Here is a 16,049-nt window from a genome sequence, read left to right as displayed (position 1 = left end):
GCTAGCGCTGCGTTTCGGTTATCCACAACTGGCGATAACCGTCGACGTCTTCCATCCACGCCAGGTATTTGCCATCCGGCGAAAATACGACGGCATCCGCGGACGGCGGATTTTCGCGATCGGTCGTCAAATAACTTACCGCGCCGCTGCGGGCATCGCAGAGCGCGATTTTGTTTTCCACCACGCATCCCAGCCACGCGCCCGATGGATGCCAGTTAAACGCCGACTGAATCCCCGTAGCAGTATGTGTCAGCTGGCGCGGCTCGCCGCCCGCAGGCGGGATAAGCCACAGCTGTACAATGCCTGCATCATCACGCATCAGAAAGGCAATCTCGGTGGCCTGCGGATTGGCGCGTACCCAATGGCGCGGCACATTCACCAGCCCCGGATAGCGGCGCTGGTGGGTAAAGGTCAAACGACGCTGGCTGACGCCTGCCGGCGGCGCGGGCATCGTCGTTGCACTTCCGGCCAGCGGCGCATCGCCCTGCCGCTTCCACCCTGCCTCATCCCGGGGCAGCGTCACAATAAACAGTTCAGGCACTTTGTCGCCGTTTTCCGCCAGCGTATCGCCGATAAAGGCTAGTGCATGATTGCCGACCCACCCCTCTTCATAAGCGCGATTGATCTCATCGCTGCCGGGTCCTGGGTTCGCCGTGGTACGGCTTACCAGCACGCACCAGTGGCTGCCGGCATATTCGCGGGGATGGGCGCCCTGCGGGCTCACCGGGCCATAGGGCGCGGCTACGCCAACGTTGCGCAGATCCAGCGCCGGATCGTATTCGTGAAGTACGTGGTCGTTATAGGTGAAGCTAACGAACTGGCCGTCAGGGCTGAAGACATGAACATGGCTGCCGCCGCGCAGCGCGCCGGGAGTATAAGGCGCGGTAATATCCAGCGCATCCAGATTGCGGGTTTCGCCCTGCCAGTTAACCACCCCGCGACGGTGATGAAAATCGTAATGCCAGTTGGCGTCCGGGTGTTCCGGACCGTGAATAAAAACGTATTTATCTTGCGTCGGGTGCACGGTGACCACGCCAACGCAGGCGCCGTCAGCGGCGCGATACAGCGTTTCAACGGCGCCGCTATGGATATTCACCCGTTCAATGGTCTCGCCGGTGAAAGAGGCCCCCGACGGGCGCACGTCGAAAACCAGCCACTGGCTGTCCGGGGTCCAGGTATTGATATTGGTAAGCTGATGGTGACGGGGAGCAAAAGTGACTTGTTTCATGACGATACCCTGATGCGAGACTTACGCATCAGGGTAGCGTATCGCCAAAATTTAGCCTACACGTTTCACATCGCCGACCAGCAGGATATAAGACAGCGCGCCTATCAGCGCCACCACGGAGATATAAACCAGCGCCGGGCCAAAGCCGTAATCCTGCGCCAGATAGCCAATCACCAGCGGGACGGTGATGCCGCCCAGCCCGCCAACAAAGTTAAAGACCCCACCAGTCAGGCCGATCAGGCGCATCGGCGTCAGGGAGGAGACCAGCGACCAGGTGATAGATGCAAAACCGTTGCCGAAGAATGCCAGCGCCATCAACGCCATGATCCAAACGGGGTCGTTGGTATAGTTCGCCCCCATGATGCAGGTGGAGATCAGCAGCCCGCAGATAATCGGCGTTTTGCGCGCCACGCCCAGCGAGTAGCCTTTTTTCACCAGCTTATCCGCCAGCCAGCCGGAGAGCAGGACGCCAAAAAACGCGGCGAGGAAGGGCACCGTGGTCATAAAGCCGGCCTTCAGCGCGGTAATGCCTTTTTCCTGGGTTAAGTAGTTCGGGAACCAGGTCAGGAAGAACCACAGCGTCGAGGTAACCGCGAACTGCCCAAGGTAAACGCCAACCAGCTTACGGTGAAAGACCAGCTTCCAGTCCGCTTTCGATAACGGTTGCCGCGCCTCTTTCTTCAGCGGCGCATCGCCATCCACCAGGCCGCCGCCGTCGCGGATATAGTCGAGTTCGGCTTTGCTGATGCTTTTAGTCAGGCGCGGTGGTTGATAAACCTTAAACCAGATTAACGACCAGATAATGCCGATACCGCCGGTAACGATAAATACCCAATGCCAGCTTAATAGCTCCTGGATCCAGATCAGTAGCGGCGTGAGGAAGGCCAGGCCCACAAATTGCCCCGAGGTATAAAACCCGACGGCGGAGGCGCGTTCGTGCTCCGGGAACCAACTGGTCACCATGCGGTTATTGGTCGGGAAGGCTGGCGCTTCGAAGATGCCGGTAATGGCGCGTAAACCAATCAGCGACATTAAGCCGGTGGCGAAACCTTGTAGCAACGTCGCCACCGACCAGCCAAATATAGCGATAAAGTAGGTGAGTCTGGATCCCACGCGGTCAAGGAACCAACCGCCAGGGATCTGACAGAGGGTATACAGCCAGGCAAAGGCGGAAAATACGTAGCCCATTTCCGCTTTGCTAATACCAAACTCCTCCTGAATATGCGCCGAGGCGACGGCGAGGTTGGCGCGGTCAACATAACAAATAACCACGGTAATAAAGATCATGATGAGCGTCAGATAACGGCGACGCCCGGTTTTTACAGCGGTAACTGAAATATCCATCGCAATCTGTCTCCAGATTTTGGGCATAGCGAAGCCGCTCACCATGCCCGGTAATTTACAGAGGGTGTTTTTGTTTTTTATTAATAACTATGTTGCGATGCGCTAAATAATTCGTGCTGGGGAAAGGCGGCAAATTTTCGCATCCCTGGGATGCATACAATAGTATGTGACCAGGGTAAGAAAATGCAGCCAACGCATCGCCAGTGCGAAGTATGACGCGCATTTACCATTCGGCGACAGAGCCATCCTCATACCGCCACAACGGATTTCGCCAGTCCGGCGCATTTTTACTCAACTCAATCACGCGGGCCTCATCAATTTCTACGCCCAGCCCCGGCTTCATCAGAGGTTTAAAGAAGCCGCCTTCCATATTGAAATCTTCTTTATTTTTCACAAAATCAAGCAGTTCTGCACCTTTGTTGTAGTGGATCCCCATACTCTGCTCCTGGAAGACCGCGTTATGTGAAACGAAATCGACGTGCAGACAAGCGGCCAGCGCGATCGGCCCCAGCGGGCAGTGCGGCGCCAGCCCAACGTCATAGGCTTCCGCCATTCCGGCAATTTTATAGCATTCGGTAATACCGCCTGCGTGCGACAAATCGGGCTGTAAAATAGCCACCCCGCCCGCTTCCAGTACCCGTTTAAATTCAAAGCGCGAGAACATACGTTCGCCGGCGGCAATTGGAATATGCGTTTGCGCCGCCAGCCGTGGATAATATTCCGCCTGCTCGGCTAATACCGGTTCTTCAATAAATAATGGGCGATATGGCTCCAGCTCTTTAATTAATACCTTAGCCATCGGCGCGCTAACGCGGCCATGAAAATCGAGACCAAACTCAATTTCATTGCCAAACGCTTCGCGGATTTGCGCCACGGTATTCACCGCCGCATCAACCGCGCGGGAATTATCGATGAGCCCCATCTCTTCGCAGCCGTTTAATTTAAAGGTGTCGAAACCAATGCCGCGCAGTTTCTTAATCCCGTCAATCACTTCGGCGGGGCGGTCGCCGCCCACCCAGCTGTAGGCTTTAATTTTGTCGCGCACCAGCCCGCCCATCAGTTGCCAGACCGGGGCATTCAGGACCTTACCTTTAATATCCCATAATGCCTGGTCAATACCGGCGATGGCGCTCATCATAATCGGGCCGCCGCGGTAAAAGCCGCCGCGGTACATCACCTGCCACAGGTCATTAATCCGCGCCGGATCCTGGCCAATCAGATAGTCGCCAAATTCATGAACGGCCGCCTCTACCGTGCGGGCGCGCCCTTCAATCACCGGTTCGCCCCAGCCGACAATGCCTTCATCGGTTTCAATTTTCAGGAACATCCAGCGTGGGGGTAAACGGTACGTGGTGATGTTGGTTATTTTCATTTCACTGCCTCTCGATACGCTTTTACGAATGCGGCTGCCTGCTGCGCGGTACGTTCAACCGGCTGGCCGGCGCGATAGAGATCGCTACCCAGCCCTGCCCCCACACAGCCGGCATTAATCCACTGCGCCAGGTTTTCCGGCGTCACGCCGCCGACGGCAAAGACCGGAACCTCCGGCGGTAGCACGGCTTTCAACGCTTTGATGTAATCCGGGCCAAAAGCCGATGACGGGAAAATTTTCAGCGCCTGCGCGCCGGCATCCAAGGCGCTGAAGGCTTCGCTGGCGGTGGCGCAGCCTGGGCACACGGCCATGCCGTAACCCACCGCACGCCGGATCACTTCCGGTTGAATGTTTGGCGTCACAATCAGCCGACAGCCCATGGCCGCCAGCCTGTCGACCTGCTCCGGTTGCAGCACGGTGCCCGCACCGATAAGCGCCTGCTCGCCGTAAGCGTCGACGACCTGCGGAATACTCTTCTCCCACTGCGGCGAGTTCAACGGGATTTCGACCGCGTCGAAACCGGCGTCAATAACGGCGCCAACGTGAGCCAGCGCCTCGTCTGGCGTAATACCGCGCAGGATAGCGATAAGCGGAAGGTTAGTTTGCCACTGCATAAGCGATGCTCCTTATTCCTGTCTGAAATGCCGTATCGCCCGCAACCGCGGTGACTTCGCGGCCAATGGCGGCAAATGCCTGCTGATAGCGGGACGTTAACGATGACCCGGCGACAAGGCTAATAGCCTGCTGCCCGGCGAACGTGTCGCTGAGGGTGGCAACTTCAGCGCCAATCAGCAGGCCGGAAAGAAATTCGCTAACCTGCTCGCGAGGCAGCACGCCCAGCACGTGCGAAGCGCGAACTTCAAACAGCTGCGGCAGGACGGCGGGGTTGTTGATACCGCGCTGCAGACCTGCCGCGAATGCGTCGGTGGACGTCTCCTGCGGCGGTAAGCCGGCGCCCACCAGCGAGTGCTGAAGCAACAGATGATGCAACTCACCGGTCAAAACGGTACGAAAATCGTGAATTTGCAGGCGATCGGCCAGTACCCACTTGCAGTGGGTTCCCGGCATCACGTAGACAGATGAAGGCGCTAAGGCGCGTGCGCCCAGCAGTTGCGTTTCTTCTCCACGCATGACGTTATGGTTATCGTCACGGGAAACGCAAAGACCGGGAATTATCCAGATATTGTCGCCAACGGCAGTTAACTGCTGGCCAATGTCCGAGAAAGCGGCAGGAAGCGGCAAATAAGGGGCGATTTTCCAGCCCACGTTGCTGCCAACCATACCTGCCATCACCACCGGTGTGGCGCCATCGCGCCAGTGTTGGGTAATTTCCGCTAACACCGCAGCGGGAGAGCGACCGTTCAGGCGCGTTACGCCTGCTTCAGATTGCCTGCTTTCCAGGCATTCTTCGCCCTGATAAAGCCAGGCGCGTAAATTCGTCGATCCCCAATCTATTGCGATGTAGCGAGCCGTCATGTGATTTCCTTGAGCCTTCGTGTCGAGCTGGCGATCATCGTCAACGCCGCCTGCTCCGCCGCGTCGCTATCCTGATGCCGAATGGCGTCAAATAGCGCTTTATGTTCCTGGAGGGTTTTCGGCATGTTGCCTTCATCGCCCATCCAGGTCCGTTCAAATACCGCCCGCTGCAGCGAACTGATCGCCACGCTAAGCTGCTGCAAAACCGGGTTATGTACTGACTGCAGCACCGCTTCGTGGTAACGAATATCGGCCTCGTTAAAGGCATCCCGGTTTTGGTTGTTGGCGATCATGTCATTGAGCGCCGACTCGATTTCCGCCAGATCGCTTGAGGTGGCGCGTTCCGCCGCCCAGCGTGCAATGGCGGGCTCTACCAGATTACGCACTTCACTCATCGCGCTGATAAGACGCGGGTCATAATCATTTTCCAGTACCCACTGCAGAACCTCAGTATCGAGGTAGTTCCACTGGTTTCTGGGAGCGACAAACGCGCCGCGATAACGCTTCATTTCGATCAGCCGCTTCGCCATTAGCGAGCGAAACACTTCGCGGATGATGTTGCGCGAAGTTTCAAACTCTTCACACAGTTCCGCTTCGGCCGGTAGCGCCGAACCCGGTACGTACTTACCGCTGACAATCTGTTTGCCCAGCGTGATCACGATGCGATCGGTTTTATTGAGAGTCATGGAGAGTCCTTATGCTCTATGTGTACTGCTCTACTTTACCGTCGCTGTCGAATTTCGCCTCACTTTTGTACTACTAGCGTGATGTCAGGCGTCGTCGTCATGAGCTCAATGTAGTACAACATGATTGTGTTGTACTACAATTTAGATCACAAAAAGAACAACCCATAAAAATAAAAATGCCTGTGACCACGACAGATGGCGCCGTCAAAGCAGGAAAGGAGGGTAAATAAGAGTTAGAACGCTTCGCCGACCTGGAAGTAAAAGCCGCTGCTGCCCTTACCGATACCGTAGTCGAGGCGAATATTAACGCGAGGTTTGAATTCAAAGCGGTAGCCGACGCCCGCCGAAGGTAGCCAGCGTCCATCATTCAGTGAATCAATGGATGGCCCCATGGTGCCCGCGCCGACCCAGGCAACAACGCCGTGTCGCCACGTCAACTGACGACGGTATTCAAGCTGAGAGCTGACCACGTTTTTATCGCGGTAGCGCCCCTGGTAATAGCCGCGCATACGTTCATCGCTGCCGAGTAGCGGCATCATGCTCCACGGCACATCGCCCTGGGTGAAGGTGCCATCCGCTTCCCAGGCCAGCACGCTTTTATCGCTCAGGGCCTGATAGCGGCTGTAGTGCAGGCGAAACTCATCAAATCGCGTGTCGCTGCCGAGTCCCGGCGCATAGTGGGTATAGCGAAAATCGGCATACTGGCCCTTGCGTGGGTTGGGGACAAAATCGCGATCGTCCCAGTTGATATCAATACTGGCGCCGGAGCTGAATACCGACGGCCCCTGTGGGGTGTTTTCTATTTTCGGCAGATCGTCATGGTCCATCTCATCGGCATTTTGCGCCGCCAGCGACCACCCCGCTCCCAGATAAACATTATCGATGAGCTGCCGGTAGACCATCGGGCGCAGGGTCAGCACCTGGGCGGTATATTTTTCTTTCTCATTGTCTTTGTCGCCGGCGTGAAAACCTTGTCCCCAGTAGTATGTCGGCGTGTTGGCCATCGAGCCTTCAACAAATACCCGCCACAAATCGTTGTCGAAAAAAGCATAGTTTTTAACGCTGAGGCCAAATGCGCCGGTGGAGCTAACGTAGCCGCTAAGCGTCAGCGTGGAGTTCTGGCTGATGGTGTCACTTGGGTCCGGGCGATACATGCCAACGACCGCCGTACCCAGCCCAAGCCCCAGCTCCGGCGTATAAAATGGCCCCGGCATGACGCCCCAGTCGATGCCTTTGCTGGCGTCAAACTTGTCGCTGGCGCCAAGGCTCTGCAACCAGCCGTCGATTTTTTCGCGGCTGAGCGCCTGCGCCTGCGCCTGCCCAATAACAAGGCATGTTAGCAACAGCAGGATAGGGTTAAACGGTCGGCTCAAAAGCGATACTCGCCGGCGATAAAGAAGCTGTTACGTTCGGCAAAACCAAACTCCGTAGTGATATTAAAGTTCCGGGTCATCTCATACTGCGCGCCCACCAGCACGTTCCACGGCGACTGCAGATGCTGTTTCACATCAAAGCGACCGTTGCCGTTCTTGTTGGCAAGATTGACCATGTTTTGCAGCATCGTCGACGGCATCGACAGATCGTTCAGGCTGCCCTTAAATTCCTGCTGCACATCCTGATACATACTGCCTACCCAGACATTCAGCTTCCCGTTCGGCAGATGCAGCGCATCTACCGACGGCGTATTGAAACGATAGCCCAAACGCGGCGAAAAGGTAAAAGCATCAATGCTGCCGTCGAGAATATCAAAACGCGTCTGCGTATAGTTGGCATCTAATACCGTGAACCAGTTGCCGACGCCGCCCACCAGCGTGGTACCGACGCCGTAGGTAGTGCCTTTAAAATCAAGACGAAAATCAAGATCCTGCATACCTGGCATAGGTACTACTTTACCATTCGGCCCTTTCAGACCGACGGCGATTTGCGAGATAGAATGGCCTTTAGTATGTCCAACCAGGCCATAGACGTTCATAAACGGCAGCAGCCAGGCATCCAGCTTAAGGGTCTCGGTTTTACTGCTTTCCCGCGTATTACCGACGCCAATCTGGAAGGCGTTATCCAGTGAAAAATTACCTAACGATAAGCCGGTAAAATTAATGCTATCGACATTAATATTTTGCCGCATATCCATATAGTTAACGCCGACGCCAAACGGCAGCGGCAGGACGTAGCCGTGTTTTCTGGCTTCATCACCTAAAAAGGGCAATACCGATGTCGATTCCGGCGCCGCGGCCTGACTATTGTCAGGCGCGGGCAGATCCGCCGGTTCGCTATCGTGCCAGGCGTATACGGGTTCAAGTTGGGTTGTTGGTTCTGCGGCCGCGCAGACCTGAAGAGAGGAGAAAGGCAGCGCAACCAACATCAAAAAGTGATTTTTATTCATAGGAAATATGATGTTAGTTATTAACGTATTGTTAAAAGGGGGCGGGTAGCTTATAGAATCCCGGATACTGATTAAGGGATTTAAATGCGGATTAACATCTATTCATGAAAAAAGAGAAGACAGGCCCGGAGAATTCCGGGCCTGAGATTGATGACAAACCTCATGCAACCGTTGCACTTACAGATTGCACCAGACAAAAAACATGGAAAATCAATTTATTGATTTTCGGTTGATAACCACAAAGAAGGAAAAACCACGCTTTTTCCTTCTTTGTCAGCAGTCTGAGGCCCGGAGAATTCCGGGCCCGAAATGCGCTTAGGCTAAAACGTATTTTTCAATGGCGAAGGCAACGCCATCTTCAAGGTTCGATTTGGTGACGAAATTCGCCGCTTCTTTAGCGGTCGGGATAGCGTTATCCATCGCCACGCCGACGCCGGCAAATTCAATCATCGCGATATCATTTTCCTGATCGCCAATCGCCATAATTTCTTCCGGCTTGATGCCCAGCGTATCGGCCAGCGACTTCACGCCGGTGCCTTTATTGACGCGTTTATCGAGGATTTCGAGGAAGTACGGCGCACTTTTCAGCACGGTATACTTCTCTTTCACTTCCGCCGGAATACGGGCGATAGCCCGATCGAGAACGGCAGGCTCATCGATCATCATCACTTTCAGCAGCTGAATATTACGGTCCATCTTTTCTGCTTCGCAGAATACCAGCGGAATGGTCGCCACGTAGGATTCATGCACCGTGTAGTAGCTGATATCGCGGTTCGCGGTATAGAGCGTATTACGATCGAGCGCGTGGAAGTGCGAGCCAACTTCGCGAGAGAGTTGCTCAAGGAAGCGATAATCATCGTAGCTTAACGCCGTTTGCGCCACGGTGCTGCCGTCACTGGCTTTCTGAACCAGCGCGCCGTTATAGGTGATGCAGTAGTCGCCCGGCTGTTCCATGTGCAACTCTTTCAGGTAGCTATGGACACCAGCGTACGGGCGGCCGGTCGTCAGCACCACGTTAACGCCGCGGGCGCGTGCTGCCGCGATGGCGGTTTTCACCGCCGGAGAAATGGTATGGTCCGGCAGCAACAGCGTGCCGTCCATATCAATTGCAATCAGTTTAATAGCCATGGGATCCCCGGGTAAGATGAGTCTTCACTCATGCTAACGCGATTCCGCTCAAAAAACAGCTCTCGCAGCGGGAGAAAACGAGGATGGATTGCGCAGGCGGATTCCCCTTTTGCCGCAAAAGAAAAACCCGGCAGCGCAACGCGTACCGGGTTTAGCAAAACCGTAGCCCCGGTAGACATCATGTCACCGGGGAAATACAGGCTTAGATATCGATGTTCGCCGCTTTCAGGGCGTTCTCTTCGATAAAGGCGCGACGCGGTTCAACGGCATCGCCCATCAGGGTGGTGAACAGCTGGTCGGCGGCAATCGCATCCTTCACGGTGACGCGAAGCATGCGGCGGCTGTCTGGATCCATGGTGGTTTCCCACAGCTGATCCGGGTTCATCTCGCCCAGACCTTTATAACGCTGGATAGAGAGGCCGCGACGCGACTCTTTAACCAGCCAGTCGAGCGCCTGTTCGAAGCTGGCTACCGGCTGGCGGCGCTCGCCGCGTTCGATAAACGCGTCGTCTTCGATAAGCCCGCGCAGCTTCTCGCCGAGGGTGCAGATGCGGCGGTATTCCGCGCCGGTGATGAACTCGTTATCCAACGGGTAGTCGGTATCGACGCCGTGGGTACGCACGCGCACGATCGGCTCGAACTGCTGCAGTTCGCTGTTTTCACGAATATCAAACTTCCACTGGCTGCCGTGCTGCTCTTTTTCGTTCAGCTCGCTGATCAGCTGGTTAATCCAGCGGGTGACGGTCTGCTCGTTGCTCAGATCGGCTTCGGCCAGCGTCGGCTGATAGATAAGCTCTTTGAGCATCGCTTTCGGGAAACGGCGCTCCATGCGGCCAATCATTTTCTGCGTCGCGTTGTACTCGGCCACCAGTTTTTCCAGAGACTCGCCGGCTAAGGCCGGTGCGCTGGCGTTGGTGTGCAGGGTCGCGCCGTCGAGCGCGATGGAGATCTGGTACTGATCCATCGCTTCGTCGTCTTTAATGTACTGTTCCTGCTTGCCTTTCTTCACTTTGTACAGCGGCGGCTGAGCAATGTAAACGTGACCGCGCTCCACGATTTCCGGCATCTGACGATAGAAGAAGGTCAACAGCAGGGTACGAATGTGCGAGCCGTCGACGTCCGCATCGGTCATGATGATGATGCTGTGATAACGCAGCTTATCCGGGTTGTACTCATCGCGACCGATGCCGCAGCCCAGCGCGGTAATCAGCGTGGCCACTTCCTGAGAAGAGAGCATTTTATCGAAGCGGGCTTTCTCAACGTTGAGGATTTTACCCTTCAGCGGCAGGATAGCCTGGTTCTTACGGTTACGGCCCTGTTTCGCAGAGCCGCCCGCGGAGTCCCCTTCCACGAGGTACAGTTCAGACAGCGCCGGGTCGCGTTCCTGACAATCCGCCAGTTTGCCCGGCAGGCCTGCCAGGTCAAGCGCGCCTTTACGACGGGTCATTTCACGGGCGCGACGCGCGGCTTCACGCGCACGCGCGGCGTCGATAATTTTGCCGACCACGATTTTCGCATCGGACGGGTTTTCCAGCAGGTATTCGCTCAGCAGTTCGTTCATCTGCTGTTCAACCGCCGATTTCACCTCGGAGGAGACCAGCTTGTCTTTGGTCTGTGAGGAGAACTTCGGATCCGGCACCTTCACGGAAACCACGGCAATCAGGCCTTCACGCGCATCGTCGCCGGTGGCGCTGACTTTCGCTTTTTTGCTGTAGCCTTCTTTATCCATGTAGGCGTTCAGGGTACGGGTCATCGCCGCGCGGAAGCCCGCCAGGTGAGTACCGCCGTCGCGCTGCGGAATGTTGTTGGTAAAGCAGTAGATATTTTCCTGGAAACCGTCGTTCCACTGCAGCGCCACTTCAACGCCGATACCGTCTTTTTCGGTGGAGAAATAGAAGATATTGGGGTGGATCGGCGTTTTGTTCTTGTTGAGATACTCAACAAACGCCTTGATGCCGCCTTCGTAGTGGAAATGGTCTTCTTTACCGTCGCGCTTATCACGCAGGCGGATAGAGACCCCGGAGTTCAGGAACGACAGCTCGCGCAGACGTTTCGCCAGGATTTCGTATTCGAATTCAGTGACGTTGGTGAAGGTTTCCAGGCTTGGCCAGAAACGCACCATGGTACCGGTGCTTTCGGTTTCGCCGGTTACCGCCAGCGGCGCCTGCGGCACGCCGTGCTCATAAATTTGTTTGTGGACTTTGTTATCGCGTTGGATAACCAGCTCCAGCTTCTGCGACAGGGCGTTAACCACCGAGACGCCTACGCCGTGCAGACCGCCGGACACTTTATAGGAGTTATCATCGAATTTACCGCCGGCGTGCAGGACGGTCATGATAACTTCCGCCGCGGAGACGCCCTCTTCCGGGTGAATGCCGGTTGGGATGCCGCGACCGTCATCCTGTACGGAGACGGAGTTATCGCTGTGGATAGTAACAACGATGTCTTTACAGTAACCTGCGAGCGCTTCGTCGATAGCGTTATCCACAACCTCGAATACCATGTGGTGCAGACCGGTGCCGTCATCCGTGTCGCCGATATACATACCCGGGCGCTTACGCACCGCATCCAGCCCTTTCAGGACTTTGATACTGGAGGAGTCATAAGAATTCGACATCAACGTTTCTCGCTCATTTAATCTTGGGTTAATCCGTTATTTTACCCTTTTCCACGGTGAACATCTTCGAATTTTTGTCCGACATGTCCATTACGTGTTCAGCGCTGATTGCGCTGACGAAAACCTGCGATTGCGTGGCTTTTAAGCGGCTGGCAAGCAGCCCGCGCCGGGCATCGTCAAGCTCCGAGGCAAAATCATCTATCAGGTACAGGCAGCGCCGCCCGCTTTCGCGGGTCAGGAACTCGCCCTGCGCCAGTCGTAGGGCGCACATCAGCAGCTTAAGCTGCCCGCGCGACAAGGTATCTTCCACCGGCGCCCCATCGGCGCGAATGCGAAAATCCGCTTTATGCGGACCGTGGGCGGTGTAGGTTAACATTCTGTCGCGTTCGAAATTCCGCTCCAGCACCTCGGCGTAGTCCGTTTCTTTTTCCCAGCCGCGCTGGAAAGAGAAGGTGAGGGTGAATTCCGGTAAAAATTGCTGACAGGTATCCGCCATGTCTTCGACAATAGCGGCGCTGTATTCGGCACGCCAGCGGCTGATTTGTTCCGCCAACGGGATTAATTCCAGGTCCCACGGCCGCAGTTGCGCATATCGGCTCACCTGGCGCAGCGCGGCGTTGCGCTGTTTCAGCAGGCGCTTCAGGTTGCTCCAGGCGGTGAAGAATCCGGCTTCGTTATGAAAGCATCCCCAATCAATGAACGCTCTTCTGTATTTGGGGCCGCCGTTGAGTAAAGTAAACCCCTCCGGCGTGATCAGCTGCATCGGCATCAGGTGCGCCAGTTCCGCCACCTTGTGGCCATCGGTGCCGTCGATACGCACCTTGCTGTCGCCCTGCTTGTCTTTGGTCAGGCCAATGGCGGTTTCGCGCTCTTCGCCCTGTAAACGCCCGTGCAGGACAAACGAATCCTGCTCGTGGCGAATCACCCGGCCAATTTGCAAACTACGAAACGCCCGACCATGGCCGAGCGTATAGATAGCTTCCAGTACGCTGGTTTTGCCGCTGCCGTTTGCGCCAACCAGGAAGTTAAAGCTGGGGGATAAAGCGAGATCCGCATTTTCAATATTGCGGAAATCTTTGATCAGGAGTCGGGATAGCGACATATCAACTCGTCATCATTCAAGGGGCGTGGGTGCCGCAGCCAGTTCGTCTACCGCCAGCGCGCAGAAAGCGGAGCGTACACGAAGTACGCGAGCATTTGCTCGCTCCGCTCGTCCTTCGGACCGTCTTACAGACGTCCAAAACGCATAGCGTTTTGTCGAGCACTGCCGGAAGGCGAAATGGCAAGTAAACCAGCCCCTTTGCAGATTCTACAATCTCATAGGCATAACAACATAGGCGGCGGATTGTGAAGCCGCATCCTCAATCTGCACGCTCGATACGGAATCCGTCAGCAGAATGCGCACATTCTCGCATTTCAGCGCATTGAGCACATCCAGCACATAGCTAACGTTGAAGCCAATCTCCATCTCCGTTCCGGCGTAGGTCACGTCAAGGATCTCTTCCGCCTCTTCCTGTTCCGGGTTGTTAGCGGTGATTTTCAGCTGGTTCTCGCTGACGTACAGCCGCACGCCGCGGAATTTCTCGTTCGAGAGGATTGCCGCGCGGGCGAAAGCCTGCTTGAGAATGTCGCAGCCGGCATCAAGGTGTTTATCCGGGTTTTTCGGCAATACGCGGCGATAGTCCGGGAAACGGCCATCAACCAGCTTCGAGGTGAAGATAAAATCGCCGACGTGAGCGCGGATATTGTTGCTGCCGATCTGCACGCGCAGCGGCGTATCGCCGCCGTCAAGCATACGCATCAGCTCAATCACCCCTTTACGCGGGACGATCACCGAATGGTTCGGCAGCGACTCTTCCAGCGGCATTGAACAAACCGCCAGACGGTGGCCGTCGGTGGCGACGGTGCGCAGTTCGCTACCTTCGGTTTCAAACAGCATGCCGTTTAAGTAGTAACGAACGTCCTGGTGCGCCATCGAAAACTGGGTGGCTTCAATCAGGCGCTTCATCGTCGCCTGCGGCAGGGTAAATTCCACTTCGCTCTGCCAGTCGTCGAGATTCGGGAAATCGGCGGCAGGCAGGGTCGACAGCGAGAAGCGGCTGCGGCCTGAGCGCACCAGCATACGGTCGCCCTCAAGCTGCACGGCGATCTCCGCGCCTTCTGGCAGGCCGCGGCAGATATCAAAGAATTTACGCGCCGGAACGGTGGTAGCGCCCGCTTCGTGCGGCTGAATCAGCGACACGCGCGCGACCATTTCCATTTCCAGATCGGTACCGGTTAGCGACAGCGTGCCGTCCGCGACCTGAAGCAGCAGGTTACCGAGAATCGGCAGCGTCGGACGACCACCTAACGGACCGCTCACCTGTTGCAGCGGTTTTAATAAATGTTCACGTTCTACGGTAAATTTCATAGCGTCACGAGGATAATGTTCTGATTAAATTGGAAAAATCTTCTTTAATGTCGTGGCTTTCTTCACGCAACTGCTCAATCTTACGGCAGGCGTGCAGCACGGTGGTATGGTCGCGGCCGCCAAACGCATCGCCGATTTCCGGCAGGCTGTGGTTAGTCAGCTCTTTGGCCAGCGCCATCGCCATCTGGCGTGGGCGCGCCACCGAACGGGAGCGGCGTTTGGACAGCAGGTCCGCTACCTTAATCTTGTAATACTCCGCCACCGTCTTTTGAATATTGTCGATGGTGACTAATTTTTCCTGCAGCGCCAGTAAATCGCGCAGCGCTTCGCGCACGAAATCAATGGTGATAGCCCGGCCGGTAAAGTTGGCGTTAGCAATGACGCGGTTCAGCGCCCCTTCCAGCTCACGCACATTCGAACGCAGACGCTTGGCGATAAAGAATGCGACTTCGCCCGGCAGGCGGATGTCGTTCTCATCGGCTTTTTTCATCAGGATCGCAACGCGGGTTTCCAGCTCAGGCGGCTCGATCGCCACCGTCAGGCCCCAGCCAAAGCGCGATTTCAGACGATCCTCAACGCCGTTGATCTCTTTTGGATAACGATCCGAAGTGAGGATGATCTGCTGATTACCTTCCAGCAGGGCATTAAAGGTGTGGAAGAACTCTTCCTGCGAACGCTCTTTATTGGCGAAGAACTGAATATCATCGATCAGCAGGGCGTCAACGGAGCGGTAATAGCGTTTAAATTCTTCGATGGCGTTGTTCTGCAGGGCTTTTACCATGTCCTGCACGAAACGCTCGGAGTGCATATAGACCACTTTAGCATTTGGCTTACGCGCCACAATGCCGTTGCCGACGGCGTGCAACAGGTGGGTTTTACCCAGACCGGTGCCGCCATATAGGAACAGCGGGTTATACGCGCCGCCAGGGTTATCGGCCACCTGACGCGCCGCCGCGCGTGCCAGCTGGTTAGATTTACCTTCGACGAAGTTATCAAACGTATGCTTGACGTTGACGTTGGAACGGTAGGTGGGCTCTGCCGGCGCCGGAACGTTATCCCAGCCCTGACGGGCGACAGCCGGCGCGACGCGCGCGGTTTGCACCTGAGCGGCCGGGATCGCCGTGGCGACGTTGGCCGTACCCTGGTGGGACGGCGCCGCAGGCTTCGCGCCCACTTCAAAGCGCAGCTGTGGGGCGTCCGCACCACAAAAGTCATTGAGGAGCCCATTGATATTATTAAGGTATTTGTCCCTTACCCAATCGAGCACAAAACGGTTTGGCGCATACAGTGCCAGCGTGTTATCGCTCAGTTCCGCCTGCAATGGGCGGATCCACATGCTGAATTCTGTGGCTGGTAACTCATCCTGCAATCGGGCAAGACACTGCTGCCAAAGCGAAAGTGACAC

At 55.9% G+C, this 16,049-nt stretch carries 13 protein-coding genes; all 13 read right to left on the bottom strand.

Features of this window, described 5'->3' with window-relative positions:
* Position 1: 1 nt before the first annotated feature.
* The 13 genes from ABLV66_RS00065 to dnaA all read right to left on the bottom strand — a co-directional run bounded on the left by ABLV66_RS00065 (position 2) and on the right by dnaA (position 16,049).
* Positions 2 to 1,228: a YidR family protein gene (locus ABLV66_RS00065; protein ID WP_047078167.1), complete on the bottom strand. Its 1,227-nt coding sequence runs from the start codon at positions 1,226 to 1,228 to the stop codon at positions 2 to 4.
* Positions 1,229 to 1,279: 51 nt separating this feature from the next.
* Positions 1,280 to 2,617 carry an MFS transporter gene (locus ABLV66_RS00060; RefSeq protein ID WP_348877230.1) on the bottom strand — a complete coding sequence of 446 codons (1,338 nt, stop codon included), beginning with the start codon at positions 2,615 to 2,617 and terminating at the stop codon, positions 1,280 to 1,282.
* A gap of 178 nt (positions 2,618 to 2,795) precedes the next feature.
* Entirely contained in the window at positions 2,796 to 3,944 is a 1,149-nt protein-coding gene (gene dgoD, locus ABLV66_RS00055; RefSeq protein ID WP_016946147.1) for a galactonate dehydratase, read from the bottom strand.
* Complete coding sequence (locus ABLV66_RS00050) at positions 3,941 to 4,558, bottom strand: 2-dehydro-3-deoxy-6-phosphogalactonate aldolase (RefSeq protein WP_047078166.1); 618 nt, start codon at positions 4,556 to 4,558, stop codon at positions 3,941 to 3,943. The genes dgoD and ABLV66_RS00050 overlap by 4 nt, the downstream gene beginning before the upstream one ends.
* Positions 4,542 to 5,420 carry a 2-dehydro-3-deoxygalactonokinase gene (locus ABLV66_RS00045; protein WP_348877231.1) on the bottom strand — a complete coding sequence of 293 codons (879 nt, stop codon included), beginning with the start codon at positions 5,418 to 5,420 and terminating at the stop codon, positions 4,542 to 4,544. The genes ABLV66_RS00050 and ABLV66_RS00045 overlap by 17 nt, the downstream gene beginning before the upstream one ends.
* A complete protein-coding gene (gene dgoR, locus ABLV66_RS00040; RefSeq protein ID WP_015369039.1) occupies positions 5,417 to 6,106 on the bottom strand; it encodes a D-galactonate utilization transcriptional regulator DgoR in 690 nt (229 codons plus the stop codon). Before dgoR ends, ABLV66_RS00045 begins: the two co-directional genes overlap by 4 nt.
* A gap of 233 nt (positions 6,107 to 6,339) precedes the next feature.
* Positions 6,340 to 7,479 (bottom strand): BamA/TamA family outer membrane protein, encoded by a 1,140-nt coding sequence (locus ABLV66_RS00035; protein WP_047044608.1) that lies wholly within the window; start codon positions 7,477 to 7,479, stop codon positions 6,340 to 6,342.
* Entirely contained in the window at positions 7,476 to 8,489 is a 1,014-nt protein-coding gene (locus ABLV66_RS00030) for a hypothetical protein (protein ID WP_072251479.1), read from the bottom strand. The genes ABLV66_RS00035 and ABLV66_RS00030 overlap by 4 nt, the downstream gene beginning before the upstream one ends.
* Positions 8,490 to 8,804: 315 nt before the next feature.
* Positions 8,805 to 9,617, bottom strand: coding sequence for a sugar-phosphatase (gene yidA / locus ABLV66_RS00025; RefSeq protein WP_348877232.1), 813 nt, complete (start codon positions 9,615 to 9,617; stop codon positions 8,805 to 8,807).
* Positions 9,618 to 9,819: 202 nt separating this feature from the next.
* Positions 9,820 to 12,234, bottom strand: a complete 2,415-nt coding sequence (gyrB, locus tag ABLV66_RS00020) for a DNA topoisomerase (ATP-hydrolyzing) subunit B (protein ID WP_032706564.1) — start codon at positions 12,232 to 12,234, stop codon at positions 9,820 to 9,822.
* Positions 12,235 to 12,262: 28 nt separating this feature from the next.
* On the bottom strand, positions 12,263 to 13,336 hold the full coding sequence (gene recF / locus ABLV66_RS00015; RefSeq protein ID WP_045378107.1) for a DNA replication/repair protein RecF: 1,074 nt from the start codon (positions 13,334 to 13,336) through the stop codon (positions 12,263 to 12,265).
* A 207-nt stretch (positions 13,337 to 13,543) separates the two neighbouring features.
* Positions 13,544 to 14,644, bottom strand: coding sequence for a DNA polymerase III subunit beta (gene dnaN, locus ABLV66_RS00010; protein WP_045378110.1), 1,101 nt, complete (start codon positions 14,642 to 14,644; stop codon positions 13,544 to 13,546).
* Between the two features lie 4 nt (positions 14,645 to 14,648).
* Positions 14,649 to 16,049, bottom strand: coding sequence for a chromosomal replication initiator protein DnaA (gene dnaA / locus ABLV66_RS00005; protein ID WP_015703901.1), 1,401 nt, complete (start codon positions 16,047 to 16,049; stop codon positions 14,649 to 14,651).

The organism is Klebsiella sp. CN_Kp073, from assembly GCF_040065495.2.
GTDB classification, from domain to species: domain Bacteria; phylum Pseudomonadota; class Gammaproteobacteria; order Enterobacterales; family Enterobacteriaceae; genus Klebsiella; species Klebsiella aerogenes.
The sequence above is the reverse complement of the archived record's forward strand: the minus strand, read 5'-3'. Positions and strand labels throughout refer to the sequence as shown.